The organism is Stenotrophomonas sp. YJH_SMC_46 (genome assembly GCF_059370315.1).
In genome coordinates this window covers 316,960-343,463 of the sequence record NZ_JCAFTO010000001.1, presented here as the reverse complement: position 1 = coordinate 343,463, position 26,504 = coordinate 316,960, and the positions used below count along the sequence as shown (strand labels likewise).

The 26,504-nt window shown below is 68.1% G+C and carries 24 protein-coding genes; 20 read left to right on the top strand and 4 right to left on the bottom strand.

What is annotated here, in order from left to right; genetic code table 11:
- Window position 1 precedes the first annotated feature (1 nt).
- The 6 genes from AC5P8C_RS01585 to AC5P8C_RS01560 all read left to right on the top strand — a co-directional run bounded on the left by AC5P8C_RS01585 (window position 2) and on the right by AC5P8C_RS01560 (window position 5,590).
- Complete coding sequence (locus AC5P8C_RS01585) at window positions 2-1,333, top strand: MFS transporter (protein WP_010485315.1); 1,332 nt, start codon at window positions 2-4, stop codon at window positions 1,331-1,333.
- Between the two features lie 142 nt (window positions 1,334-1,475).
- Window positions 1,476-2,690: an oxygen-independent coproporphyrinogen III oxidase gene (locus AC5P8C_RS01580; protein ID WP_010485316.1), complete on the top strand. Its 1,215-nt coding sequence runs from the start codon at window positions 1,476-1,478 to the stop codon at window positions 2,688-2,690.
- An 11-nt stretch (window positions 2,691-2,701) separates the two neighbouring features.
- Window positions 2,702-3,478, top strand: a complete 777-nt coding sequence (locus tag AC5P8C_RS01575; protein WP_495218270.1) for a helix-turn-helix domain-containing protein — start codon at window positions 2,702-2,704, stop codon at window positions 3,476-3,478.
- Between the two features lie 23 nt (window positions 3,479-3,501).
- The gene (modA, locus tag AC5P8C_RS01570) at window positions 3,502-4,245 is read left to right on the top strand and encodes a molybdate ABC transporter substrate-binding protein (RefSeq protein ID WP_495218269.1); all 744 of its coding nucleotides are present in this window, start codon (window positions 3,502-3,504) and stop codon (window positions 4,243-4,245) included.
- Between the two features lie 3 nt (window positions 4,246-4,248).
- Entirely contained in the window at window positions 4,249-4,932 is a 684-nt protein-coding gene (gene modB / locus AC5P8C_RS01565) for a molybdate ABC transporter permease subunit (protein ID WP_019659885.1), read from the top strand.
- Window positions 4,922-5,590 carry a sulfate/molybdate ABC transporter ATP-binding protein gene (locus AC5P8C_RS01560; protein WP_134729019.1) on the top strand — a complete coding sequence of 223 codons (669 nt, stop codon included), beginning with the start codon at window positions 4,922-4,924 and terminating at the stop codon, window positions 5,588-5,590. Before modB ends, AC5P8C_RS01560 begins: the two co-directional genes overlap by 11 nt.
- A 93-nt stretch (window positions 5,591-5,683) precedes the next feature.
- Here AC5P8C_RS01560 and AC5P8C_RS01555 read toward each other — a convergent pair whose 3' ends face one another.
- On the bottom strand, window positions 5,684-7,213 hold the full coding sequence (locus AC5P8C_RS01555) for a diflavin oxidoreductase (protein WP_495218268.1): 1,530 nt from the start codon (window positions 7,211-7,213) through the stop codon (window positions 5,684-5,686).
- Complete coding sequence (locus AC5P8C_RS01550) at window positions 7,210-7,638, bottom strand: PAS domain-containing protein (RefSeq protein WP_026347009.1); 429 nt, start codon at window positions 7,636-7,638, stop codon at window positions 7,210-7,212. Before AC5P8C_RS01550 ends, AC5P8C_RS01555 begins: the two co-directional genes overlap by 4 nt.
- 441 nt (window positions 7,639-8,079) lie before the next feature.
- Here AC5P8C_RS01550 and glgA point away from each other — a divergent pair, with 441 nt between their 5' ends.
- The 7 genes from glgA to glgX are packed head-to-tail and all read left to right on the top strand — an operon-like array spanning window position 8,080 to window position 20,209.
- Window positions 8,080-9,606, top strand: coding sequence for a glycogen synthase GlgA (gene glgA / locus AC5P8C_RS01545; RefSeq protein WP_019659881.1), 1,527 nt, complete (start codon window positions 8,080-8,082; stop codon window positions 9,604-9,606).
- Window positions 9,603-11,837: a 1,4-alpha-glucan branching enzyme gene (locus tag AC5P8C_RS01540; RefSeq protein WP_019659880.1), complete on the top strand. Its 2,235-nt coding sequence runs from the start codon at window positions 9,603-9,605 to the stop codon at window positions 11,835-11,837. The genes glgA and AC5P8C_RS01540 overlap by 4 nt, the downstream gene beginning before the upstream one ends.
- On the top strand, window positions 11,834-13,552 hold the full coding sequence (gene treZ / locus AC5P8C_RS01535; RefSeq protein WP_026347006.1) for a malto-oligosyltrehalose trehalohydrolase: 1,719 nt from the start codon (window positions 11,834-11,836) through the stop codon (window positions 13,550-13,552). Before AC5P8C_RS01540 ends, treZ begins: the two co-directional genes overlap by 4 nt.
- Entirely contained in the window at window positions 13,549-15,393 is a 1,845-nt protein-coding gene (locus AC5P8C_RS01530) for a 4-alpha-glucanotransferase (RefSeq protein WP_495218267.1), read from the top strand. The genes treZ and AC5P8C_RS01530 overlap by 4 nt, the downstream gene beginning before the upstream one ends.
- Window positions 15,390-17,963, top strand: coding sequence for a malto-oligosyltrehalose synthase (treY, locus tag AC5P8C_RS01525; RefSeq protein ID WP_019659877.1), 2,574 nt, complete (start codon window positions 15,390-15,392; stop codon window positions 17,961-17,963). The genes AC5P8C_RS01530 and treY overlap by 4 nt, the downstream gene beginning before the upstream one ends.
- A complete protein-coding gene (locus tag AC5P8C_RS01520; RefSeq protein ID WP_021204322.1) occupies window positions 17,932-18,102 on the top strand; it encodes a DUF2934 domain-containing protein in 171 nt (56 codons plus the stop codon). Before treY ends, AC5P8C_RS01520 begins: the two co-directional genes overlap by 32 nt.
- Window positions 18,089-20,209 (top strand): glycogen debranching protein GlgX, encoded by a 2,121-nt coding sequence (glgX, locus tag AC5P8C_RS01515; RefSeq protein ID WP_021204323.1) that lies wholly within the window; start codon window positions 18,089-18,091, stop codon window positions 20,207-20,209. The genes AC5P8C_RS01520 and glgX overlap by 14 nt, the downstream gene beginning before the upstream one ends.
- Window positions 20,210-20,261: 52 nt before the next feature.
- On the opposite strand, the gene AC5P8C_RS01510 is transcribed toward glgX, so the two are convergent.
- Both AC5P8C_RS01510 and AC5P8C_RS01505 read right to left on the bottom strand, forming a co-directional pair.
- Window positions 20,262-20,576, bottom strand: a complete 315-nt coding sequence (locus tag AC5P8C_RS01510) for an AzlD family protein (RefSeq protein WP_005409898.1) — start codon at window positions 20,574-20,576, stop codon at window positions 20,262-20,264.
- Window positions 20,573-21,304 carry an AzlC family ABC transporter permease gene (locus AC5P8C_RS01505; RefSeq protein ID WP_019659873.1) on the bottom strand — a complete coding sequence of 244 codons (732 nt, stop codon included), beginning with the start codon at window positions 21,302-21,304 and terminating at the stop codon, window positions 20,573-20,575. Before AC5P8C_RS01505 ends, AC5P8C_RS01510 begins: the two co-directional genes overlap by 4 nt.
- Before the next feature lie 127 nt (window positions 21,305-21,431).
- Between AC5P8C_RS01505 and AC5P8C_RS01500 the strand changes: the two genes are divergently transcribed.
- The 7 genes from AC5P8C_RS01500 to gspG all read left to right on the top strand — a co-directional run bounded on the left by AC5P8C_RS01500 (window position 21,432) and on the right by gspG (window position 26,503).
- The gene (locus AC5P8C_RS01500; protein ID WP_005413654.1) at window positions 21,432-21,896 is read left to right on the top strand and encodes an Lrp/AsnC family transcriptional regulator; all 465 of its coding nucleotides are present in this window, start codon (window positions 21,432-21,434) and stop codon (window positions 21,894-21,896) included.
- A gap of 519 nt (window positions 21,897-22,415) precedes the next feature.
- Window positions 22,416-23,096: an STN domain-containing protein gene (locus AC5P8C_RS01495; RefSeq protein WP_019659872.1), complete on the top strand. Its 681-nt coding sequence runs from the start codon at window positions 22,416-22,418 to the stop codon at window positions 23,094-23,096.
- A gap of 16 nt (window positions 23,097-23,112) precedes the next feature.
- Entirely contained in the window at window positions 23,113-23,643 is a 531-nt protein-coding gene (locus AC5P8C_RS01490; RefSeq protein WP_026347004.1) for an RNA polymerase sigma factor, read from the top strand.
- A 69-nt stretch (window positions 23,644-23,712) separates the two neighbouring features.
- Window positions 23,713-24,693 carry a FecR family protein gene (locus tag AC5P8C_RS01485; protein ID WP_019659870.1) on the top strand — a complete coding sequence of 327 codons (981 nt, stop codon included), beginning with the start codon at window positions 23,713-23,715 and terminating at the stop codon, window positions 24,691-24,693.
- 58 nt (window positions 24,694-24,751) lie between these two features.
- Window positions 24,752-25,303, top strand: a complete 552-nt coding sequence (locus AC5P8C_RS01480) for a hypothetical protein (protein WP_019659869.1) — start codon at window positions 24,752-24,754, stop codon at window positions 25,301-25,303.
- A gap of 144 nt (window positions 25,304-25,447) precedes the next feature.
- Window positions 25,448-26,008, top strand: a complete 561-nt coding sequence (locus AC5P8C_RS01475) for a hypothetical protein (protein WP_026347003.1) — start codon at window positions 25,448-25,450, stop codon at window positions 26,006-26,008.
- A gap of 57 nt (window positions 26,009-26,065) precedes the next feature.
- Complete coding sequence (gene gspG, locus AC5P8C_RS01470; protein WP_019337773.1) at window positions 26,066-26,503, top strand: type II secretion system major pseudopilin GspG; 438 nt, start codon at window positions 26,066-26,068, stop codon at window positions 26,501-26,503.
- Window position 26,504 lies beyond the last annotated feature (1 nt).

The following is a 26,504-nucleotide window of genomic DNA, read 5'->3' as shown; positions in this document are numbered from 1 at the left end:
CATGAACCAGGCCCTTGCCCCCGCCAGTGCCGGGCAGCAGCAACGTGCGCTGTGGCTGAGCACGTTCGCCTTCACCGTGTGCTTCGCGGTGTGGATGATCTTTTCGATCATCGGTATCCAGATCAGTCAACAGCTCGGATTGAATGACACCCAGTTCGGCCTGTTGATCGCCACGCCGGTGCTGACCGGCTCGGTCAGCCGCGTCTTCCTCGGCATCTGGTCCGACCAGTTCGGTGGCCGCAAGGTGATGGTGCTGGTGATGCTGTGTGGCGCAGTGGCCACCTGGATGCTGACCTACGCACAGACCTACACCCAGTTCCTGATTGCCGCGCTGTGCGTGGGCATCGCCGGCGGTAACTTCTCGGTGGGCGTGGCCTACGTCTCGAAGTGGTTCCCGGCCAGCAAGCAGGGCACCGCACTGGGCATCTTCGGTGCCGGCAACATTGGCTCGGCGGTGACCAAGCTGCTGGCGCCGCTGGTGATGGTGGCGGCCGGCTGGACCATGGTCGCCAAGGTCTGGGCCGTTGCGCTGGCAGTTACCGCGGTGCTGTTCTTCCTCTTCAGCAAGGAAGACCCGTCGCTGGAGCAGCGCCGCCGCGAGGGCGTGAAGCCGGTCCCGTTCGCCGAGCAGATGGCGCCGCTGAAGAACCTCCAGGTCTGGCGGTTCTCGCTGTACTACTTCTTCGTGTTCGGCGGCTTCGTGGCGCTGGCGCTGTGGCTGCCGCACTACCTGGTGGGCGCCTATGGCATGGACGTGGGCCACGCCGGCATGTTGGCGGCGTGCTATTCGATCCCGGCCAGCCTGTTCCGCGTGGTCGGTGGCTGGATGTCGGACCGGATGGGCGCGCGCCGGGTGATGTACTGGACCTTCGGCGTGTCGGCCATCTGCACCTTCCTGCTGGCCTACCCGGATACCGAGTATGTGGTGAAGGGCATCCATGGCCCGATCCACTTCCATCTGGCCATCGGGGTGGTGATGTTCACCGTGCTGGTGTTCGTGCTGGGCTTCTTCATGTCGTTGGGCAAGGCCGCGGTCTACAAGCATATTCCGGTGTACTACCCCAGGCACGTGGGTGCGGTGGGCGGCGTGGTCGGCATGATCGGTGGCCTGGGTGGCTTCATCCTGCCGATCGTGTTTGGCGCGCTGAATGACGCGGTGGGCATCTGGAGCAGCTGCTTCATGCTGCTGTTCGTGCTGGTGGCGGCTGCACTGGCGTGGATGCACTTTGCGATCCGTCGCATGGAACGCCGCCACTTCCCGCAGATCGACCGCGAAACCGATCTGCCCGAAGCCATCGATGCGGCCGCCGCCGAGCGGGTGCGCGGCGGGTGAAGGTGTTTGCCGGCCAGCGGCCGGCACTACCAAATGGTGGGTGAAGGGGTAGTGCCGGCCGCTGGCCGGCAGCCACCATCAGATGCGCCGCGCTTGATTTCAATCAGGGCCACGCGAAGAGGAACGCCCGAAGATGTCTGCCATGAGCTTCCACGTTGACGAGAGCGAGGACACTGCGCTGCAGGCGGCATTGCTGCGGCAGCCCCGGCACGTGCTGTTTCCGCCGGCTGACCAGTTCAGCACCGGCTTTGGCGAAAGCGGGTGGCGCGCCGCCGTGCGCGCCAGCAACGAGCACCTGATTCCGCGTGGCTTGACGCTCGGCTTCCAGGCCGGCCGTGGCGGACGCGATGCGCCACCGCAGGCGTATCTGGATACCCTGCTGCTGGCGCTGCGGCTGCAGGCCGACGCGCTGGCCGAGGACCGTGAAGTGGTGGCGATGGTGCTGCAGCTGGGGCTGGCCGAGACGTTGCCGCCGCCGCAGCTGGGCCAGCTGCTGGATGCGGTGCCGCAGCACCTGCGCACCGTGGCGCGGCCCCAGGTGGAGGTGCGGCTGGACGCAGGCAGCGCGCTGGCGCCGGCGCAGCTGCGTGCGGTGGGCTGCACCCGCTTGAACGTGATCGATCGTGCCGATGCACCGGGGCCGACCCTGCTGGCACAGGCGCGACAGGTGGGCTTCACCGCGCGCTACTACCAGTTGCGGGTACCCGGCAGCGAGGACGCCGGCTTCATTGAACGGCTGCACGAGGTGCTGGCCGAGGCGCCGGAGCGCATCCTGCTGCCGGCGCCGTGTGCGCTGCCGGAACATCCCTCGGCCGTCCATTGGCTGCAGGCCTGGCGCCTGCTGCGCGCTGCGGGTTATGAACCGATCGGTGGCGATCACTATCAGCGCGGCGATCTGCCGAACCCGCACGGTCCGGGCGATGGCCAGCGCCATTGCGATCTTGCCGGTGTGCCACGCCGCGACCGCAGCGATTTCATCGGCCTTGGGCTGTCCGCCTGCAGCCAGATCGGCGAGGTGTTCTACCGGCTGGAGGACGAACTGGGCGAATGGCGTGCGCGGCTGCAGGCCGGGCACATGGGCGTGTCTGCCGGGTTGATCCTGTCCGAGGACGAGCGGTTGGTGGCCGAAGTGGCGCAGAGCATCGCCTGTGACCACGCCCTCGATGCGGCTGCCTTCGAGTGGCGCAACGATGAACCGTTCGAGGAATGTTTTGCCGAACAGCTGCCCGCGTTGTCGCCGTTGCTGGCACGCGGCTGGGCGCAGTGGGATGCGCGCGTACTGCGCCTGGCCGAAGAAGGGCGCCTGCTGTGGCGTATGATGGCCGCATGCTTCCGGCCGGCGGCCGCCATCGCTTGAGTCTTGCCCCGATGTCTTCAATTCCGCCTTCGCAGGGCCGTCTCGGCCGGGCCACACCCAACCCCGCCGCCGCCGATGATGGCGACGCACTGCACTTCTGCAGTACCTGTGCGTTCTCGGACGCCTGCATGTCGCAGGGCTACGACAAGACTGCGCTGGGCGAGCTTCATGTGCTGGTCGACCACGTCGGCCCGTTCCAGGCCGGAGACTATATTTTCCGTGCGGGCGATCCGTTCGATTCGATCGCAGCGGTCCGCGCGGGCATGGTCAAGACCTTCGTCGATGACAGCCAGGGCAACGAGCAGGTGCTGGGTTTCAGCCTGCCCGGTGAGGTGATTGGGCTCAATGCCATCCATGGCGCGCGCTTCCCCTGCAATGCCGTGGCGCTGGACACGGTCTATCTGTGTCGCATTTCCTTCCCGCGATTGAGCCTGCTGGCCACCCGCATGCCGGGGTTGCAGGCACGGCTGTTCAGCCTGCTCAGTGCCGAGATCGGCAAGGTGGCCACGCTGGCTGCCAACCATCGCACCGAGGAGCGCATGGCGGCGTTCCTGCTGGATCTTTCCGAGCGCTATGCCCGGCGCGGTTTCTCGGCCACCCGTTTCAACCTGAGCATGGCCCGTACCGAGATTGCCAACTACCTGCGGATGGCGCCGGAGACGGTGAGCCGGGTGCTGCGCCGGTTGAGCGACGAGGGTGTGATTGCGGTGAACCAACGTGAGATGCTGTTGCTGCAACCCGAGCGGCTGGCGGAACTGGCCGTGACCCGGGAATCCGGACTGGACTGATCAGGCAGGCGAGGGGCCGACCCATGATGCGAGCGGGGCTGTTGGTGCTGGGAATGCTGGCTGCAGTGCCGGCCTGGGCGGCTGAGCTGACGGTGTCGGCGGCATCGAGCCTGACCGAGAGCTTTCGCGAACTGGGCACCGCCTACGAAAAGGCACACCCGGGAACCAAGGTGGATTTCAACTTCGCCGCGTCCGGCGTGCTGCTGCAGCAGATCAGCCGCGGCGCGCCGGTGGATGTGTTCGCCTCGGCCGACGAAACCACGATGGACCAGGCCCAGCAGCAGGACCTGCTGGCGGCCGGTACCCGCGAGGTGTTCGCGGTGAATGCGCTGTGGGTGGTGGTGCCACCGCAGGCCAAGGCCTCGCCGCGTACCTTGAAGGACCTGGCCGGTGCCGGTGTGCAGCGCATCGCACTGGGTAACCCGGACAGCGTGCCGGTCGGCCGCTATGCCAAGGGTGCGCTGGAAGCGGCGGGCCTGTGGCCGTCGGTGCAGGGCAGGATCATCACGACGCAGAACGTGCGCCAGTCGCTGGATTACGTGGCGCGCGGTGAAGTGGATGCCGGCTTCGTCTATGCCACCGATGCACAGGCAATGCCCGACCGGGTGCGCCGTGCCTTCGCGGTTCCGGTGCCCGGGCGCATCGCCTATCCGCTGGTGGTGACCAAGGCCAGTACGCAGCCGGTGGAGGCCAGGCGCTTCGCTGCCTTCGTGCGTTCGCCGCAAGGCCAGGCGATCCTGGCCAGGCACGGGTTCGGCAAGCCCTGAGGCATGGATCTGGACTGGAGCGCACTGGGGTTGTCGCTGAAGGTGGCCGGCTGGGCCACCGCGATCAATCTGGTGCTGGGCGTGGCACTGGGCGCATTGCTGGCGCGGCGGCGATTTCCCGGCCGTGAGCTGCTGGATTCGCTGCTGACCTTGCCGATGGTGCTGCCGCCGACGGTGCTGGGCTACTACCTGCTGGTACTGATCGGTCGCAACGGCCCAGTCGGCGCATGGCTGCAATCGTGGTTCGGCATCAACCTGGTGTTCACCTGGCAGGCTGCGGTGATCGCGGCGGCGGTGGCCTCGTTGCCGCTGGTGTTCAAGCCGGCACGCGCGGCGTTCGAGGAAGTGGACGGTCAGCTGGAGCAGGCCGCACGCACCCTGGGTGTATCCGAAGCGGCGGTTTTCTTCCGCATCACGCTGCCACTGGCCTGGCGCGGCATCCTCGCCGGCCTGCTGCTGGCGTTTGCGCGCGCGATGGGCGAGTTCGGCGCCACGCTGATGGTTGCGGGCAGCATTCCGGGCCGCACGCAGACCCTGTCGATCGCGATCTACGAGGCGGTGCAGGCCGGCCAGGACGGCAAGGCCAATGCGCTGGTGATCCTGACCTCGGTGGTCTGCATCGTGATCCTGTTGCTGGCCGCGCGGCTGGTGGGCGGGCGTCGCCGGGAGCTGCGCGATGTGGCTTGACCTGCAGGTGCAGCGTCGCCTGCAGGCGGCCGGCCAGGATTTCGTGTTGGACGTATCGCTGCAGTGCACGCAGCGCCAAGTGGTGTTGTTCGGGCCCTCGGGCGCCGGCAAGAGCCTGACCTTGAAGGCGGTGGCCGGGCTGCTGCGGCCGGGCCAGGGTCATGTGCGCGTGCAGGGGCAGACCCTGTTCGATGCGGCCACCGGCGTGGATCTGCCGCCGCAGCGCCGCCGGCTGGGCTATGTGTTCCAGGACTACGCGCTGTTCCCACACCTGAGCGTGCGCCAGAACGTGGCGTTCGGGCTGCAGAAGGGCTGGTTGAATCCGGGGCTCGGCCAGCGTTTCGATGCGGTGGAGCAGTGGTTGCACGCCTTCCGCATCGACACGGTGGGCGATCTGCTGCCCTCGCAGGTCTCCGGTGGCCAGCGCCAGCGCACTGCATTGGCGCGCGCCCTGGTGACGCAGCCGCAGGCGCTGCTGCTGGATGAGCCGTTCTCCGCACTGGACCATGACCTGCGCCAGCACCTGCGTCAGGAGCTGGAAACGGTGCTGGACCGGACCGGCATCCCGTTGCTGTTGATCAGCCATGACCCGCAGGATGTGGCCATGTTCGGCCAGCAGGTGGCGCGCGTGGTGGACGGCCGCATCGTCGGCGATTGACCGGCGCCTGTAGAGCCGAGCCCATGCTCGGCTGCTCTGCGCGACACCGCCAACAGCGGCCGAGCATGGGCTCGGCTCTACAGGATCAAAGGATCAATACAATTCGCAGTGCGTGCGGCCTTCGCCCCGCAGTGTGTCCCAGTGTCCTTCACCACCGATGGCATCGATGGCCTCGCGCACCGCACCCTCCAGGTGGTTCTTGTTGCCGCACAGGTACAGATGCCCGCCGCGGGCCAGGACGTCGCGCACCTCGCTGGCGCGCTGCTGCAGCACATGCTGCACATAGACCTTTTCGGCGCCATCGCGCGAGAACGCGGTATGCAGGCCGGCCAGCACGCCCCGGGTATGCCAGTCCTGCAGCTGGTCGCGGTACAGGTAGTCGCGCTCGCTGTGCTTCTCGCCAAACACCAGGTGCACCTCGCGTTCGCAGCCGTTGGCCTGCAGCTCCTGCATCAGTCCCATGAGTGGTGCAATGCCGGTACCGGTACCGACCAGCAGCAGCGGTGCCTCGCCGGTATCGGGCAGATGGAAGCCCGGGTTGGAGCGGCAGTACACACGGGCGTGGTCGCCACCGTGCAGCAGGCTGCCGGTAGCGGTGCCGAAGCGCTCGCGGCCGCGCAGGGTGTAATGCACTTCGCGCACGCACAGGCTCAGCTGGTCGTCGCGCGGGTGCGAGGCGATTGAATAGGCACGCGGCAGCCGCGGTGACAGCAGTTCACGCAGCCGGGGCAGCGGCATGCTGTCCGGGGTGGCGTGGTCCTGCAGCACGTCCAGCAGGTCCAGGCCGTGCAGGTAGGCGTCCAGCTCGCGCTTCTGGCTGACCTTCAGCAGGCCCTTCAGCGTTTCGCTGCCACCGAGCCGGGCCAGCTCGCGCAGCACGCTCTTGCTCAGCAGGCGCAGCTCGCGGTCGCGCAGGGCGGCCACGGCCGTGGTGTCGCCGTACCAGCGGGCCAATGCGTGCAGCAGGGTTGGGTCGTTCTCCGGCACCACGTGCAGGGTGTCACCCGCGCGATAGACCATGCCACTGCCAGCAATGTCCAGCTGCAGGTGCCACGCGGCCGGGTCGCTGCTGTTCAAGCGGCGGCGTTCGAGGATGCGCGCGGCAAAGGCGTTGTCTTCACCATAGGCGGTGACCTGCAGGTGCAGGTCTTGGCCAGCGCTGAGGTCGCCACCCAGCACCTGGCTTAGCACCGGCTGCCATTGCTGGAAGAACTGCTCGTAGCCCAGGTCGGCATCCACCCGGTGCAGCAGCGGCTGCGCCTGGCGCTCGCTCAGCGCGGCATCCAGCGCCTTGGTGAAGCCGCAGAAGCTCGGGTAGCCGGTGTCACCGAGCCCAAACACGGCATAGCGCAGGCCGCTCAGCGTCGGGGTCTGGCTCAGGGTTTCGAAGAACCGCTCGCCATTGGCCGGCGGTTCGCCATCGCCGAACGAGCTGGAAATCGCCAGCAGCACGTCGCCTTGGCCGAGACTGGCCACGTCGATGTCGTTGAACGGAAGCACCTGCGGCGCATGCGGCTGCAGGTCCGCGCCCAGACGCTGGGCCAGGGCGCGGGCGTTGCCCGACTCGGACGCGAAACCCACCAGCAGGCGGCTGAAGGGCGTACTGGTCGGGAGAGCGTTCACGCGGCCTCGTAGAAGTCGTCGAACTTTTCCTTGCTGAACTCGACCAGGTCGTAGTTCTGCATCAGGTCGTTCACCACGCGGCGGATGCTGATGTAGGAGGTTATGTTGCCGTCGGCGTCGAACAGCGGCTGCACGGTGGTGTCGACCACGTAGAGCACGCCGCCCTTGCCGAGGTTGGGCACGATCCCGGTCCAGGTCTTGCCGGCCTTGATGGTGTCCCACATGTCCTTGTAGACGGCCTTGGGCACATCCGGATGGCGCACGATGCTGTGCGGCTGGCCGATCAGCTCTTCGCGGGCGAAGCCGGTCAGCGTGCAGAACAGGTCATTGGCGTAGGTGATGTTGCCCTGCAGGTCGGTGGTGGAGATCACCATGACGTTCTGCAGGGCATTCACGAGCTGGTCGTTGTCGGGGGAGTAGTTCATCGCGGGGGTCCTTGTAGAGGCCGGCAGCGCCGGTGTGTTCGGGTCCTGCATAGGAATACGCCCGCGTGGCGGCGGGCGATTTGACATTGGTCAAGCGCGTGGCGCGAAGGCCTGCGACCGGGTGTCGCAGGGAGAATCTCTGTAAAGCCGAGCCCATTTTCGGCTCGAGCGCCAACGGGACTGCCCGCAGCCGAGCGTGGGCTCGGCTCTACAGGAGAGGCACGGGCGGCTGGCGGGCGTACCTCATGCGTACTGAGCTCATGACGCCTTGTCACAAAGAAATCGCCATGGCTTCACGGTTGATTGATCGCATGGAGGGATATTGTCGTCCTGAGCCTCTCGCTGGCGTCCCCCACGTCCTGCGTCGACTTCCTTCCCAGCATCAGCGCCCGTCCGGGCGCCGCTGGCGTCTGTCTGCCTGAAGCATCCGAGATCATCCCCATGGCCCGCGCCACCCAGTCCGCTTCACCCGTTGCGATCGCTCCGGTCACGCCCGTGCCGATCGGCACCCGCCGCGGCCATTCGCAACCGCTGGAGCTGCCGGAACTGGTGCAGCGGGTGTTGTTCGTTGCCACCGAGATGGCGGACTTCGTCAAGGCCGGTGGCCTGGGCGACGTAGCTGCGGCCCTGCCGCGTGCGGTGCGCGGTGCGTGTGATTCGCGCGTGCTGCTGCCCGGCTACCCGGAGGTACTGCAGCGCCTGCCACAGCTGCAGCGGGTGGGGCACGTCAGCGCGCGGGCCGGCTTGCCAGCGTGCACGATCGGCATGGCGGTGCAGGCCGACGGCCTTCCGATCTACGTCTTGCTGTCGGCGGAGCTGTACGAGCGTGAGGGCTCGCCCTACGTGGACGGGCAGGGACAGGAGTGGAAGGACAACGCGGTTCGATTCGCCACGCTTTCGCATGCGGCTGCGGAGATTGCGGCCGGGCGTGCCGGGCTGGACTGGTCGCCGCAACTGCTGCACCTGAATGATTGGCCGGTGGCCATGGCGGCCGCCTACGTGCGTTGGGACCGGACGGCCGTGCCGACCCTGCTGACGATCCACAACCTGGCTTACCAGGGGCTGTTTCCGTACGCGCTTGCACCCGTGCTGGGCGTGCCGGCCGAACACCTGGATGAACTGCACTTCCACGGGCAGATGTCGTTCCTGCAGGGCGGGATCACCAACGCCACGCGCCTGAACACGGTCAGCCTGCGCTACGCGCAGCAGATCACCGCCCCGGATGACGGCTGCGGGCTGCATGATCTGTTGGCGCGTCGCGCGGCCGGCGGGCACCTGAGTGGAATCGTCAACGGCATCGACGCCAGCTGGGACCCGCGCCGCGATATCCATCTCAAGGCCCACTTCGGCATTGGTGAGTGGACCGGGCGCGCAACCAACGCGCATGCGGTGCGCAAGGCGTTCGGCCTGGCGCCGTCGACCGGCCCGCTGTTCGCGGTGGTCTCGCGGCTGGTGCACCAGAAGGGCCTGGACATTACCTGCGACGTGGCACCCCAGATCGTGGCGGCCGGCGGCCAGCTGGTCATCATCGGCGGTGGCGAGCCGCAGGTGGAAGCCCAGGTGCAGGCGCTGGCCCGCCGCTACCCGGGGCGGGTGGGCGCCTTCATCGGGTTCGAGGAAGCGCTGGCCCGCCAGATGTTTGCCGGCGCCGATTTCCTGCTGATGCCTTCACGCTTCGAACCCTGCGGGCTGAGCCAGATGTACGCGCAGCGCTTCGGCTGCCTGCCCATCGCACACGCGACCGGCGGGCTGGTGGATACGGTGGAGGACGGCGTGACCGGTTTCCTGTTCCATGGTGCCAATGCCGATGGCCTGCGCCGCTGCGTGGAACGGGCGATGCGCACCTTCCGCCTGCCCGGCCTGCTGCAGGCCATGCGCCGCGCCGCCATGCTGCGGCCGGGTGGCTGGGATGCGGCCGGTCGCGCGTATCTGGCCCTGTACCAGCAGACCTGCCAGGTGGCCGCATGAGCCACGACAGCCTGCATCTGGCCGCCCTGGAGGATGAAGCGATCACGGAGACGGGATTGGATCAGCGTATCGCCCCGGCGCTGCAGGACCTCGTCCACGCGCGCCCGGCCGATGCATTTGCCTGGCTGGGCCCGCATCGCCAGCCAGAAGGCGGACGCCAGCTGCGCGTGCTGGTGCCGCACGCGCAGCGCGTCGAGGTGATTGCAGACGATGGGCAACGCTGGGACCTGTCTCCTGGCCCGTTGCCCGGCCTGTTCGAGGGCGCGGCCGGTGACGCGGCGATACCGCTGCTTGCCCTGCATTTCGAACAGGGCGTGGAGCAGGTGCATGATGCCTATGCGTTCGGTCCACTGTTGGACGAAGCACTGCTGCAGCGGTTCCATGCCGGTGATGCCGATGCGGCGCGGCAGCTGGGGGCGGTGCCGATGCAGGTGCAGGGCATCGCGGGCGTGCGCTTCGCGGTGTGGGCACCCAATGCCCAGCGGGTCGCGGTGGTTGGCGATTTCAATGGATGGGATGGCCGACGCCATCCGATGCGGCTGCGTCACACCGCCGGCGTGTGGGAACTGTTCCTGCCGGGCGTGCAGGCCGGTGCCCGCTACAAATTCCGCATCGTCGGCGCCGACGGCCGGGTGATGCCCGACAAGTTCGATCCGATGGCGCGCTGGGCCGAGCTGCCACCGGCCACCGCTTCGCGGGTGCCTTCGGCGGCGCCGACGCAGTGGCACGATGACGCATGGTTGGCGGCCCGACGCCAGGCCGGAACCTGCGCACCGCTGTCCATCTACGAAGTACATGCTGGCTCCTGGCAGCGCAGCGACGAGGGTGCGCCGCTGGACTGGGACGCCCTGGCCGACCGGTTGATTCCGTACGTGGCCGGACTCGGCTTTACCCACATCGAGCTGCTGCCGGTCAGCGAGCATCCCTTTGGCGGTTCCTGGGGCTATCAGCCGCTGGGCATCTACGCGCCGACGGCGCGCCATGGCACGCCGCAGGCCTTCGTGCGCTTCGTGGACCGCTGCCACCAGGCCGGCGTAGGGGTGATCGTGGACTGGGTGAGCGCGCACTTCCCGAACGATGCGCATGGCCTGGCCGGGTTCGATGGCACCGCGCTGTACGAGCATGCCGACCCGCGCGAAGGGGTGCACGCCGACTGGGACACGCTGATCTACAACTACGGCCGCAACGAAGTGGCTGCCTACCTGATCGGCAGTGCCTTGGAGTGGGTGGAGCGGTTCCATATCGACGGTCTGCGCGTGGATGCTGTGGCGTCGATGCTGTACCGGGATTACAGCCGTGCCGAGGGGGAGTGGATACCCAACGAGCAGGGCGGGCGCGAGAACCTGCAGGCGGTCGCGTTCCTGCGGCGGATGAACCAGGCGCTGCGTGAGCGTTTCCCGGATGTGCTGGTGATCGCCGAGGAATCCACCGCGTGGCCGGGGGTGACCGCGCCGGTGGAGGAGGGCGGGCTTGGCTTCACCCACAAATGGAACATGGGCTGGATGCACGACACCCTGCAGTACCTGGGGCGCGATCCGGTCCATCGCCAGCATCACCACAGCGAGATCAGCTTCGGCCTGGTCTACGCCTTCTCCGAACGGTTCGTGTTGCCGCTGTCGCATGACGAGGTGGTGCATGGCAAGGGAGCGCTGCTGGCCAAGATGACGGGCGAGCCGGCGCAGCGGCTGGCCCAGCTCCGCGCGTACTACGGTTTCATGTGGGCGCACCCGGGCAGCAAACTGCTGTTCATGGGCGGCGAGTTCGGCCAGGGCCACGAGTGGTCGCACGATGCGGTACTGGACTGGGCACAGGCGGCCAGCAGTGAGGGCCAGGGCCTGTCGCGCCTGGTGCGAGACCTCAACAGCGTGCTCCGCGCCGAACCCGCGTTGCATCGCGACGAGCGCGACGAACGCGGTTTCGATTGGAGCGTGGCCGACGACAGCCGCAACAGCGTTTACGCGTTCATCCGCCGGGATCCGGCCGGTAGCGGCCGCACCCTGCTGGTGGTGAGCAACTTCACTCCGGTACGTCGCGACGGCTACCGGGTCGGCGTGCCGCACCCGGGGCGTTGGAGCGAACGGCTCAACACCGACAGCGCGTATTACGGTGGCGGCAATGCGGGAAACCTCGGTGCAGTGCATACCGAGCCGAGGCCGATGCACGGCCACGCGCAGTCGCTGCGGCTCACGCTGCCGCCGCTTTCCACGCTGTACCTGCAGGTTGATGCATGACCACAATGGCCCCGCGCCTGGGCGCTTGGCCGGTGGCCGGTGACGGGGTGGAGTTCCGCGTGTGGGCACCGGACGCAAGGACGATGGCGCTGTGCCTGCGCGGCACGCAACAGCCGATGCAATGTGACCCGGACGGCTGCCACTGGCTGCGGACACCGGCATCGCATGGCGACCGCTACCGTTTTCGCCTTCCTTCCGGTCAGGACGTGCCCGACCCGGCCTCGCGCTGGCAGCCGGACGGCATCGACGGAGACAGCGCGGTGGTGCTGGACACGGCCATGACGCAACCCGCTTGGCGCGGGCATGCCTGGCAGGATCTGGTGATCTATGAAGCACACATCGAGGCCGGCGGCGGCTTCGCGGCGTTGACCGCGCAGCTGCCGATGCTGGCCGCGCTGGGCATCACCGCCATTGAACTGATGCCGGTCGCGCAGTTTCCCGGCCAGCGCAACTGGGGCTACGACGGCGTGTTCCCGTATGCGCCGGCCCATGCCTATGGCGGGCCGGCAGCGCTGAGGGCCTTCATCGAAGCGGCGCACGATGCAGGGCTGTCGGTGCTGCTGGATGTGGTCTACAACCACTTCGGACCACAGGGCAACCACTTGCGCGACTACGCGCGCGGGTTCTTCCGTGACGACCGCAGCACGCCGTGGGGCGAGGCCATCGACTTCCGCCAGCCCTGGGTGCGGCGCTTTTTCATCGACAACGCGCTGATGTGGTTGCGCGACTACGGCTTCGATGGCCTGCGCCTGGACGCGGTGCACGCCATTGACGATAACCGTTTCCTCCAGCAGCTGGCCGATGAGGTACGTGCGGTGGCCCCGCACGCGCACCTGGTGCTGGAGAACGAGCGCAACCAGGCGCGGTGGCTGCGCGGCGCCTACCAGGGGCAGTGGAACGATGACTTCCACAATGCGCTGCACGTGATGCTGACCGGCGAGCAGGAGGGCTATTACGCGGCCTATGCCGGTCGCGCCGAAGCACTGCTGGCGCGCTGCCTGGCCGAAGGATTCGCCTGGCAGGGTGAACCGGACCTGCGCGGCGATCCCCGCGGCGAACCCAGCGCCGACCTGTCGCCCGCGCGTTTTGTGGTATTCGCGCAGAACCACGATCAGGTAGGCAACCGCGCTCTCGGCGAGCGCCTGTCGATGCTGACCGATCCTGCGCGGCTGCGTGCGGCGCTGGCGTTGACCCTGCTGACGCCGATGATCCCGCTGCTGTTCATGGGCGAACCGTGGCAGGCGCAATCGCCGTTCCTGTTCTTCACCGACTACGCGCCGCCGCTGGACGAGGCGGTGCGCGAAGGGCGTCGCCGCGAGTTCGCTGGTTTCAGCGCCTTTGCCGACGCCGCCGCGCGCGCGCGTATTCCCGACCCGAACGACCCGGCCACCCTGCAGGCGTCCTACACGTCGCCGCCCGGCGATGATCACTGGTCGCAGGACTGGCTGCGCTGCACGAGCGGGTTTCTGGCACTGCGCAGGCGCTATCTGCAGCCCGGGTTGCTGCAGGCGCGGTCGTTGGGTGCGCGCGTGCTGGGCGAAGGCGCGGTGCAGGCGGGCTGGCAGCTGCCGTCGGGCCAGTGGTGGATCGCGGTCAATGTCGGCCCGTCGCCGGTGGTGCATGCGATGCCGGCCGGGGAGCACGTTGTAGGGCCGGACGCTGCCACGTTGCTGCCCGCAGGCGGCGGCGTGCTTGCCTGTTGGGTTGCCGCATGAGTACCGATGCGGCGGTTCTGGAGGCGGCACGGCGCGCGGGCCTGCTGGTTCGCTGGACCGACGTGGCCGGTGTCGAGCGCGAGGTCGCACCGGACGTGCTGCGCGCGGTGCTGGAGGGGCTGCAGGGCGATGCAGCGCCCGAGCACGGTGGCCTGCGCACGGCCTGCTGTGGACAGCTGCTGGCGATGCCGGACGCAGCCGGCGCAGCGTGCTGGGTGGATGAGCATGGCGCAGTGCTGCCGGCACGCGCCGATGCGCAAGGGCGCTGGCGCGTGCCGGACCAGCCGGGTTACTGGCAGTGGCGCCGGGGCGACCGGCAACAGGCGGTTGCGGTGGCGCCACAACGTGCCTGGTGGCCGCAGGGCACGCTGCGCGGCTGGGGCCTGTCGGCGCAGGTCTACAGCCTTCGCGCCTCTTGCGACGCTGGCATCGGTGACAGCGCCGGCTGTGCACGATGGAGCGAACTGCTGCACCGTTACGGCGGCGATGCAGTGGCGTTGAGCCCGCTGCATGCCGGCTTGCCACCTGGGCCAGGCTACAGCCCCTATTCGCCCAGCGACCGGCACTGGCTCGATCCACTGCAGGTGTCCCTGCCGCAGGTACTGCCGGAGGCAGCCGACGCCGTGCTGGCTGAAGACCAAGCACTGGCGACGGCAGTTGCAGCCGCCACCGCAGCGCGCCGCATCGACTGGCCGCACTCGGCGGCGTTGAAGTGGCGCTGGCTGCGCCAGGTGCACCAGTGGCTGCGGCAGCAGGCGCCGGCACAGTGCGAACAGATGCAGACGTGGCGCGATGCGCAAGGCGAACCCCTGCTGCGCTATTGCCAGCGCGCCGCCGACCGGTTCACTGGAAGCGCCGACGACCATGCGTTTGCGCAATGGTTGGCGCGGCAGGGCTGGGCGCAGGTGCAGGCGGGATTGCGCAACGACGGCGCGTCGATCGGGCTGATCGCGGATCTGGCGGTGGGTTGCGCACCGCAGGGCGTCGAGGCGCGGACCGGCGGCGACCAACTGCTGCAGGGCCTTGAACTGGGCGCGCCGCCGGATGCGTTCAATCCGCTGGGCCAGGCCTGGGGTATCACCAGCTGGTCACCCTTCGCCCTGCAGCGCGAGGGCTTTGAGCCGTTCATCCGCGTGCTGCGCGCTGTGATGGCCGGCCGTGGCGGGCTGCGCATCGACCATATCCTTGGCCTGCAGCGCCTGTGGGTGCTTCCCCGCGGGGCGGGCGCCGGGCAGGGCGTTTACCTGCGCTATCCGTTCGATGATCTGATCAACCTGCTGGTGCTGGAATCGTGGCGGCATCGCTGCGTGCTGATTGGTGAAGACCTGGGCGTGGTGCCGCCGGGCGTTCGCCAGCGGCTGGCAGCCCGCGGCGTCCTGGGCATCGAGGTGCTGCCGTTCGCCCGCAACGGTGAGCGCTTCCTGCCGGCGCCACGGTGGCGCCGCGATGCGGTGGCTATGCCCTCCACCCATGATCTGCCACCGCTGTCCGGCTGGCTGCACGGGCGCGACCTGCGCTGGCGTGCCCGCCTGGGTGAGCTGAGCAGGCTTCCGTCGGCGCTGCACGCGCGCTCCAGAGAGGTCCAGGCGCTGTCCGCAGTCGCCCGGGGCGAGGGGGCCACGCTTGAAGCGCGTGCGCTGTCGCTGGTCGCGCACGCATCGTCACGGCTGGCGCTGCTCCCGCTGGAAGACGCCCTGGGCAGTCGCGCGCAGGTTAACCTGCCGGGCACCGTCGACGGCCATCCCAATTGGCGCCGACGGCTGCCGCTTGCGTGGGACCAGGACGCGGCCGACGCGCGTATTGCCCGGTTCAGCGCCACGCGGAGGAAGGAGCAGCGATGACTCCGTTGCGTGCCACCGTGCGCCTGCAATTGCATGCAGGCTTCGACCTCGGGGCCGCCGCGGCGCAGGTGCCGTATTACGCCGCGCTGGGCGTCAGCCACCTTTACCTGTCGCCTGTCGCCGCCGCGCTGCCCGGGTCTACGCATGGCTACGATGGCATCGACCCGGCCCGCATCAATCCGGAACTGGGCGGCGAAGAAGCCTTCCGGCAACTGGCCACGGCGACGCGGGCGCACGGCATGGGCCTGATCCTGGACATCGTACCCAACCATCTGGCGGCTTCCCCGCACAGCCATTGGTGGAGCGATGTGCTGATGCACGGGCGTCGGAGCCCGCACGCAGACTGGTTTGACATCGACTGGGAGGCGCCGGGCTGCGAGGGCCGGCTGTGGCTGCCTGTGCTGGACCGGCCGTTGCACGACGCGGTGCGCGATGGCGTCGTGCGCGTGGTGGTGGACAAGGCGCGGCCCGTGCTGCGCCACCATGGGCTGGCGTTGCCGTTGTCGCCGCGCAGCCATCCACTGGACCCCGCGCAGTGGCCGGCGTGGGCCGAGCGCTGCAACCGCAGCGTTGAACGGCTGCATACCCTGCTGCAGCGGCAGCACTACCGGCTGGCCTGGTGGCGCACGGCGGGCGATCAGGTGAATTACCGGCGCTTTTTCGATATCAACGAACTGGCCGCGCTGCGGGTGGAGCGCGACGACGTGTTCGAGGCGGTGCATGCGCTGCCGCTGCGGTTGGTACGCGAGGGATGGGTGGACGGCCTGCGCGTCGACCATGTGGATGGCCTGTCGCGTCCGGGCGCCTACCTGCAGCGCCTGCGTGAATCGATCAGGACGGCGTGCGCGGCCGGCGACCGTGATCCGCAGGCGGTGAGCCTGCATGTGGAGAAGATACTGGCCGAGGGCGAGCAGCTGCCCGACGGCTGGGCCTGCGAGGGCACCACCGGCTATGACTTCATGGACCAGACCGGGGCGTGGCTGCACGATCCGGCGGCTGCGCCCGCGCTCTCGCGCACGTGGCAGGCACTGGGCGGTGACCCGCGCAGCTTTGACCGGATTCAGCAGGACGCTCGCGGCATGATCTTGCGCCAAGGCCTTCACGCAGACTTCCAGCGGCTGCTGCGCAGTGCGCAGCAGGTCCTGCAGCCCCGGCTGGCCGAGGCCGATATCGGACTGGCTGCGCTGGCGCGCGCATTGGCTTCATTGCTGCGGCATTACCGCACCTACCGGCCCTATTCGCTGCAGTGGGCGGGTGAACGAAAGGCGCTGGTGGACGCTGCCGGTGCTGCGCGCGAGGCGCTGGACGGTGCCGCACGCGCCGCGCTGGATCTGCTGTTGCAGGCACTTCCCGGCCAGGCGCCGGCTGAAACCGAGCTGCGCGTACGGTTCGGGCAGCTGGCCGCGCCGCTGAATGCCAAGTCGGTGGAAGATACCGGGTTCTATCGCTATTTCAGGCTGCTGTCGCGCAACGAAGTCGGCAGTGATCCACAGCGGCTGGGCATGGAGGGGCGCGAGCTGCTGGAACATGCAGCCGGGCGCCTGCGGCGCCATCCCAGGGCGCTGCTTGCGCTGGCGACCCACGATCACAAGCGCGGGGCCGACAGCCGGGCACGGCTGGCGGTTCTCAGTACCTGCACGGTCGAGTGGCGGGACGCGGTGCGGCGCTGGAGCCGGATGGCGACCCACGCCGGCGCGCCGATGCCGTTGCCGGGTGCCGAGACCTATGCGCTATGGCAGGCGCTCGTCGCCGCGTGGCCGATGCACGGTACCCCCGGCGCCGACTTCGCATCGAGGATGGTGCAATGGCTGACCAAGGCATTGCGCGAGGGTAAACGGGTCAGCAGCTGGTCCGATCCCAACGTGGCCGTGGAGGAGGCCGCCGCGCAGTGGCTGCACGCGCTGCTGGATGGAGCGCCATTGCAGCCGGTGCGGGAGGCGCTGGCGACGTTCGTGGCGCGCATTGCGCCGGCGGGCGCCTGCAACGGCCTGGCACAGCTGTGCCTGCAGCACTGCCTGCCCGGCGTGCCCGACCTCTACCAGGGCGGCGAAGGCTGGGACCTGAGCCTGGTGGACCCGGACAACCGGCGCGCGGTGGACTATCCGGCGCGGCACGCGTGGCTGCGTGATGCGCGCGGGTGGCCCGCGCTGCTGGATGACTGGCGGGACGGTGGGATCAAGGCATTCCTGCTCCGGCAGTTGCTCGATTGCCGCCGCAGGCACCCGCATCTTTTCCTGCACGGCGCGCTGCAGCCGCTGTCGGCGCCTGCGCGCTCGCCGTGGCTGGCGTTCACGCGCAGGCATCAGGCGCAGGTGCTGGTGGTGGTCGTACGGCGAAGTTCGCCCACCACCATGCCGGGGCCCAGCCTGCACATTCCGCGCGACGTCGGCAGCGGCGTGACGCTGCGTGGGCTGCCGGCAGGCCCCATGCGCAATGTCCTGGACGGGCGCATCGAACATTTCAACGCAACCGCGGACGTGGCCGGGCTTCTGGCTGGCAGCCCGTTGGCGATATGGATCAACGAGGAGACAGGTAGGGATGGACAGCAGGGAACGACGGCAGCGGATTGAGGCACTTGCCCACCAGATATGGGAGGCAGAAGGGCGCCCGGACGACCAGCAGCAACGGCACTGGCACATGGCCGAGCGGCTGGTGGAAGCCGAGATTGCCGCCGCGCGCGACGAGGAGGGAGCCGATGGCCAGCCGTAAGTGGACGCAGACCTCGCGCGTGCGCGAAGGCCGGCCCTTCCCGCTGGGGGCGACCTGGGACGGGTTGGGTGTGAACTTCGCACTGTACTCGCGGCATGCCACACGGGTGGAACTCTGCCTGTTCGATGGACGCAACCGCGAAGTGGAACGCATCGCGCTGCCCGAGTACACCAACGAGATCTGGCATGGTTACCTGCCGGACGTGCGGCCCGGCCAGCGCTATGGCTACCGGGTGCATGGTCCCTATGCTCCGGAGGAAGGCCATCGCTTCAATCCCAACAAGCTGCTGCTGGACCCTTACGCCAAGCAGATTGTCGGCGAACTGAAGTGGGCCCCCCACCTGTTCGGCTACACCCTGGGCCACCGCGATGGCGACCTCAGCTTCGACCGTCGCGACAGCGCCGCCTACATGCCGCGCTGCGCCGTGATCGACCCGGCCTTCAGCTGGGGTGTCGAGCGTGCACCTGCCACGCCCTGGGACCGGACCGTGATCTACGAAGCGCATGTGCGCGGGCTGACCATGCAGCATCCCGATGTCCCGCAGGCCGAGCGTGGCACCTTCTCTGCCCTGCGCCATGACGCAGTGGTCGACCACCTCAGCCATCTGGGCGTGACCGCCATCGAACTGCTACCCGTGCACGCATACGTCGATGACCAGCAGCTGCTCGAGCGCGGGCTGCGCAATTACTGGGGGTACAACACCATCGGCTTCTTCGCGCCGCAGCCTCGCTACCTGTCGCTGGGCATCGTGGCCGAGTTCAAGCAGATGGTCGCGCGGCTGCACAATGCCGGCATCGAAGTGATCCTGGACGTGGTCTACAACCACACCGCCGAAGGCAATGAGCTAGGCCCTACGCTGTCCTTCAAGGGCATCGACAACGCCAGCTACTACCGCCTGGCCGATGATCGCCGCTACTACATCAACGATACCGGCACCGGAAATACGTTCGACCTGACCAATGCCGGTGCGCTGCGCATGGTCATGGACTCTCTGCGCTACTGGGTGACCGAGATGCGGGTGGATGGGTTCCGCTTCGACCTGGCAACCATCCTCGGCCGCGAACGGCATGGCTTCGACGCCTCGGGCAGCTTCCTCGATGCGGTACGCCAGGACCCGATCCTGAGCCAGGTGAAGCTGATTGCCGAGCCATGGGACATCGGCCCGGGCGGCTACCAGCTGGGCCAGTTTCCGCCGGGCTGGGCCGAATGGAACGACCGCTTTCGCGACACGGTGCGCGCGCTGTGGCGTGGCGATGGCGGGCAGCTGGCGGAGTTTGCCACGCGCTTCACCGGCTCGGCCGACCTGTTCGAACACCACGGCAGGCGACCGTCGGCCAGCATCAATCTGGTGACCGCGCATGATGGATTCACCCTGCACGATCTGGTCAGCTACAACGATCGCCACAACGAGGCCAACGGCGAGGACAACCGTGACGGCCACTCGCACAACCTTTCCAGCAACCACGGCGTGGAGGGAGACACCGATGATGCGGCGATCCTTTCGTTGCGTGCGCGGCAGATGCGCAACCTGCTGGCCACGCTGCTGCTGGCGCAGGGGACGCCGATGCTGCTGGCAGGCGATGAGTTCGGCCATTCGCAGCAGGGCAACAACAACGCCTACTGCCAGGACAATCCACTGAGCTGGATCGACTGGGAGCGCGCAGCATTGCCGGCTGCACAGGCGCAGGTGGCGTTCGTGCGGCGGGCGCTGTCACTGCGCCGGCGCTACGGCCTGCTGCGCCGGAACCGGTTCCTGCGCGGCGAGTACGATGAGGCGCTGGGCCTGCGCGATATCGACTGGCGGCATCCTGACGGTCGCAGCATGGAGGAAGCGGACTGGCATGACGCAGGGCTGCGTGCGCTGCTGATCGTGCTGGACGGCCGCAGCCCCGACAGCGGCCTGCGCGAGCCCGGACGGCATGTCAGCCTGGCCCTGCTGTTGAACGCCGGGGAGCAGCCGCAGCGGTTCTGCGTGTCAGATGACGCCCTGTCGTTCCGGCGCGTACTCCTGCAGACCGACGAAACGCCGTTGGAGCCGGATGAGGAAGGCGCCTGGACGCTGCCGGCGCGCAGCCTGTGCCTGCTGGCGGCAAGCAGCAGCGCGTGATTGCACTGCTGCGCCACTACGGTGCGCCGGGCGTTGCCCGGCGTACCGGTAGCTACCCCATCAGATAGCGCAACACACCCGCCGAGACCACGCCGATCAGCACGGTCGGGAGCATCGACAGCCGCGTGGCGGCCAGCAGGGTAATGGCCAGCGCGGCCAGGTCGGCGGGTTTGTCGGCAACGAAGTCCGGGGCGATCACCGAGATCAGCACGCAGCCCGGCGCGGCTTCCATCACCGTTACCGCACGTTTGCTCAGGGTGCGGTTGCGCAACGCCAGGAAGCCGACGATGCGGGTCAGGTAGGTGGCAGCGGCCATCAGCACGATGGTCAGTACCGAGGTCCAGTGGATCAGGCCATTGAAGATCATGCTGCGTCCTCCGCCAGCAGCCAAGCTGCGGCCAGGCCGGCCAGTGCGCCGCTGGCCACGTACCACGCGCCCGGGACCAGCAGATAAGTGGCGGCGGCCACGACCAGGCTGACCAGCCACGGCCGCGCCGCCTTCATGCCCTGCCACATGCCGCGCAGCAGCACCAGGAACACGGCGGGGAAGGCCATGTCGAAACCATAGGCGTGGATGTCGCCCAACAGCGGCCCGATGATCGCGCCGAGTGCGGTGCAGGCCACCCAGACCGTGTACAGGCCTGCCGACACGCCCAGGTAGTAGGCCAGGCTGAAGCCAAGCGCGCGCCGGCGCGCATCGGCCACGCCCATCGCCCAGCTTTCGTCGCACATGAAGAACAGGGCCGGCAGCACGCGTCGGCGCGGCAGGTGCTGGAGCAGCGGGGCCAGGCTGGCGCCCATCAGCAGGTGGCGGCTGTTGACCAGGGCGGTGATGGCCACGATCAGCGCGATGTGCGGTGGCGAGGTCCACAGTTCGACGGCGGCGAACTCCGAGCCGCCAGCGAAGTTGAGACCGGTCATCAGCGGTACTTCCAGTGCGCTCAGGCCCTTCTGGGCCGCCTGCGCACCGAGCACCAGGGCAAACGGAATGAAGCCGATCATCACCGGCACGGCGGCGCGCAGGCCGCGCAGGAATTCGGCACGCGGGGCGGTATCGCAGGTGGCGGGCGGGGGGAGGGTGGTACGGGCGTCCATGGAACGGCACAACAAGGTGGGGGTGGCCCATGCTAGCGGTCCAATCACGAAATCGGGTTGCGTTGATGCCACTTGATTCTGGATGATTGATATGTCATGCGGCCAGAAGCGAAACGGGTGAAATTCCATGCAGTACCAGCTCGACAACCTCGATCGGCGCATCCTCGACGCCCTGCAGCGCGACGGTCGCCTGCAGAACCTGGAGCTGGCTCGCCTGGTCGGGCTGTCGCCGTCGGCCTGTCTGCGCCGGGTGCGGTTGCTGGAGGAGGGCGGCTACATCGACCGCTATGTGGCCTTGTTGAACGAGGCCAAGGTGGGCCGTGGCTTCACGGTGTTCGTGCGGGTGTGGCTGCGGGGGCAGGACGAGGACACCACCAATCACTTCATCAACAGCATCAAGTCGTTCCCGGAAGTGCTGGAATGCCATCTGATGGCCGGTGACTGCGATTTCCTGCTGCGGGTGGCGGTGGCGGACCTTGATGCCTACCGGCAGTTCCAGATGCAGCATCTGAACCGGATCGCCGGGGTGCAGAACACCAAGACGGAGATTCCGATGCAGCGGATCAAGCAGACGACCCAGCTGCCGCTTTGAGGGATGGGGTTTGCGGCCGGGTTGCACCCGGCACCCGCGGGTAGTGCCGGCCGCTGGCCGGCAACCTCAACAGCAACAGCAACAGCGGGCCTGCTGAGGGATGGCGGGGTTGGTCCGGTTGCGGGGGACGCTGCAAGTACGTCCATGTAAGCTCGGTCGCCGCATACATGCGGCTCACGCCCCCGCAACCGGACCCACCCCGCCTTCGACAGATTTCCACGATCTGCCGGAGCGGCATGAGCTGCTCTTGGTGGGTGTCGACCTTGGTCGACACGTCTGGGTCGGCACGGGGTCGGATCCCGTTGCTGCGCAACGGGCTCTGACCCCAGGCGTGGATGAGGTGGTCTGTTCGATTTATTGATTCCTGATGGGTGACCGGCTTCAGGTCGGCTGTAGGCGGCGGTCATCGCAATGACATGTGACCCCGGTACGGTTTGAGCCCGCTTGCGGGTCGCGCGCGGGCCGGGGTTCCGGTCTTGGCGCGCGTCCACTGCAGCTGCTGTCGCTGCCGAGGGTCATGTGTTCTACGTCAGGGGGCTGAATGGACACCATGCGGTCAGAACTTGGAAGGTGGCCATCGCGGCATGGCTGCTGCTGTCCTTTGCCGCTGCCGGGCAGGACGGTGTTCATGCCTACGACATCCCTGCGCAGCCACTGGAACAGGCGGTCGAGCGCTTCAGCGTCATCAGTGGGTGGTCCGTGATGTACCCGGGCGATCTGGCCGCGGGCCGCAGCAGCCGTGCGCTGCGCGCCAGCCTGCCGCCGCTGCCCGCCCTGCAGGCGCTGCTGCAGGACTCCGGCGTCGAGGCCGAGGTGATCGGCAAACAGCGTGTGGTGCTGCGCCGGAACACGCCCTTGGCTGCCGAACCCGGTGTCGGCGCGGAACTCGCCGATGCGGAACGTCGACGTCGCTATGGTGGGCTGCAGCAGCGGCTGCGTGCGGTGTTCTGTGACGACCCGGAGATCGCTCCCGGCCGCTATGCCGCGACGCTGCGTTTCCGTGTCGACAGCGAGGGCCAGGTGCATGCGCCCGAGCTGCTGTCAGGCAGTGGCAGCGAGCGCCGCGATGCGCGCCTGCTGCAGGCGCTGCAGCACTTGGTGCTGGCACCCGATGCCGCTGCGCTGCCGCAGCCGGTAACGCTGCAGATCCGACCTTCCGGCACCGACCACGACTGTGGCGGGCGCGCGCCCCTTCCATGACTTCAAGGATTCGAACATGAGCAACGGTACGGCTGGGGCAGTTGACCTGATGGACCACCTTCTGGGTGCCTACGATGAGCTTAAGCGCCGGCTGGTGCGCAAGCTGGGCTCGGAGGAGCTGGCCGGCGACGCGCTGCAGGACACGTGGATGCGCCTGAGCGCGCGGCGTGACCGCCTGGATGCCGTGCAGAACCCTGCGGCCTATCTGCTGCGCATGGCAATGAATACCGTGATCGACCGCCAACGTGCTGACCACCGCCTGCTGAGCCTGGAGGAGGTGGATACGCTGATGGACATGGCCGACCCTGCACCCGGCCCGGCGCAGGCGGCTGAACTGGACTTCGCGCTGGAAGACATGGTCGGCCTGCTGCAGCGCATGCCCGAGCGCCGTCGCCGCATCCTGCTGGCGATCCGTGTCGACGGCCTGCAGCAGCGCGATGTCGCCGATCACCTCGGTGTGTCGCTGCGGCTGGTGCAGCGTGAGCTGAAGGCCGCCCAGGACTATCTGGCCGAGCGCAGCGGAACGGGGCGCCAGGTGCGGTTCTGAACGGCGGCATCCGTCTACACTTTGACGCCGAGCAGAACCCCGCAGCGTGCGGGTCCGGCATGAGCCCCCATGGATCCTGACGATCGCCCGCAACGCCCGCTGGATGCCGTCGAGCGTCAGGCGCACGCGTGGGTGGTGCGGCTGACCTCGGGCGAGGCGACCGCCGCCGACGGGCGCCGGTTCCGCGCGTGGTGCGAGTCCGACCCGCGTCATCGTGAAGCGTTCGGACGTGCGCGCCGGCAGTGGGAGCAGGTGCGGCTGGCCGGCGAGCAGCTGCCCGCCGCCGCGCGTCAACCGGTCGCGCCGACGCCGGCCCAGCGCTGGAGCCGACGCGCCTTCTTGGGCGCCGCGATTGCCGCCCCGGCCAGTCTGGTGGTGGTGGCGGCCATCCGCCCGCCGATGGGCCTGTGGCCCTCGGTGACAGCCATGGCAGCCGATTTCCATACCGGCACCGGTGAGCGACTGCAGATCGCGCCCTCGCCGCAACTGAAGATCGAACTGGATACGCAGAGCAGCCTGCGCCGCCGCGCGCACACGCAGGGCGAAGGCTTCGAGCTGGTGCAGGGCCAGGCCGCGATCGAGACCCAGGCCGGTCTGCGCCTGGCGTTGTTCGCGGGCCCGGGCTGCGTGATTGCCGATGAGGGCGCGGTGCGCCTGGACGTACGCAACACCCAGGGCCAGGTGCGGGTGACCTGCCTGCAGGGCAGTGCCCGCATCGAGCATCCGCAGGGCCGGCTGCGGCTGCAGGCGGGCCAGCAGACCCGGTACGACGAGCGCCTCGGTGGTGTGGTGGCCGAGGCCGTGGCGTCGGAAGTGAGTGCCTGGACGGAGGGCATGCTGGTGTTCCGCCGCGCACCGCTGCGTGAGGTGGTGGAGGAGATCAACCGTTACCGCCGCGGCAAGGTACTGCTGGGCGAATCGGCATTGGCGCGCGCCCCGGTCAGCGGCCGCTTCCGCATCGATGATCCGGATGCGGCGCTGGAGCAGCTGCGACTGACGATGTCGCTGGATCTGCGTCGCTTTCCGGGTGGCATTGCCGTCCTTGGATAGATGAAGACGCTGGCCGTGCGCACCGCGCAGGGCTGTTGCAAGCAAGGAGAAGCCAAGGATGCGCAACGAGACCATCGGCGTGCTAGATCTGCGTCGCAATCTGTCGGCGTTGCTGGAAACCACGCAGCGACGGCCGTTGATGGTGCATCGCTATGGCTCGCCATGGGTGTGCGTGGTGTCCGATGCGCAGTGGCAGCGACAGGCGGTGCTGCTGGACTTCGATCCGCAGTCGCACCCGCTGGCGATGCTGTTGCGCCTGCAGCAGCAGGTGTTGCCACTGGCTGAAACCGGTGCGTTGCCGCCTGCAGCGCTTGCTCGTGCGCTGTTGCTGATGGACATGCATGGCATCGGGGATCTGGCGCAGCTGCATGAGCAGGTGCTGCACCATCGGCTGTGGCACTGGTTCGTGGCCGGTACCCACGGTGTGATGGACAGCTGGCAATTGCCGGCGCTGCGCGTTGCGATGGGGTCATGGTGCGATGACGCGGAGATGACCGATGCGCTGGCCGCGTTCGCCGCGCGCAGCGATGTGGCGATACTGGCGCGCCGTTGCGGGGGCGACGCACCGCGACTGGAGCGCGAAGCCTGCAGGCAGATGACGCTGCGATGACGTTGGCGATGAAGCGCCACGCAGCGCACAGAGCTGCATGTGCGCTGTCGCTTCACCTGCCTTGCTGACGTCTTCTCCAGAGTACGGCGCACCACGCGTCGCGGAGCACGGGCGGCGCCGATGGCAGACAGTCGCAGGATCAGCATGCTGGAGCTGGATCGTCACCTGAGCCAGTCACTGGAGCAGGCGCGGCATACGCCATTGAACGTGCAGCGCTATGGGCACTCCTGGGTCTGGGTGCTGTCCAGTGATGCCTGGGCAGATGCGGCGCGCTGGGCGGCACTGGATGGTAGTGCGCACCCACTGGTGGCGCTGCGAAAAGCCATCGATCTGCAGCTGCGGCCCTGGCCCGAAGCGGCCATGAGCCCGCTGCCGCTTGATGCAGGCGATGCGCGGCTGCTGCAACGCGCGGCCCTGCTGGTGGTCATGCGCGATCTGAATAGTGCCCAGCGCGTGTACGACGACCTGCGCTATCACCAGGCCTATCGGATGTTCATCGGCCTCGATCATGGAACAGCGTGGTCTCCGATGCAGTGCGTGCGGCTGCTGCAGGCCTGCGCGCATCCGTTGCTGCGCGGCTGCATCGACGATGCGCTGGCCAGCGTACCCCGGCATCTGTTCGAGTCTGCATGTGCACCGGCTGCGCGTGGTTCGCCCGCACGGGCACACGCGCAGCGAATTGCCGGCGGATGTTTATCGTACTGACACATGCACCGCTGACCATGGCGCAGCGGTCTCTTCCAGGATGACGAGGGCGGAACAATGGCAAGGCAGGTTCGTGGTCGCAAAGCTCGGCAGAAGGGTTTCAGCCTGATCGAGATCATGGTGGTGGTGGTGATCATCGGCATCCTCGCCGCGCTGATCGTGCCGCGGTTGATGGACCGTCCCGACCAGGCACGCGTGGTGGCGGCGCGCCAGGACATCGCCGCATTGATGCAGGCCTTGAAGCTGTTCAAGCTGGACAACGGTCGCTATCCCAGTGCCGAGCAGGGCCTGCAGGCGCTGGTGAAGCCGCCGCAGGGCAGCGGTGGGTTGCCGGTGACGCCGTACCTGGATCGCCTGCCCAATGACCCGTGGGGCCATCCGTACCAGTACCAGATTCCCGGAACCCATGGCGACGTCGATGTGTTCTCGCTGGGGGCGGACAGCAAGCCCGGTGGCGACGCCGGAAACGCGGATATCGGCTCCTGGCAGCTGTGAG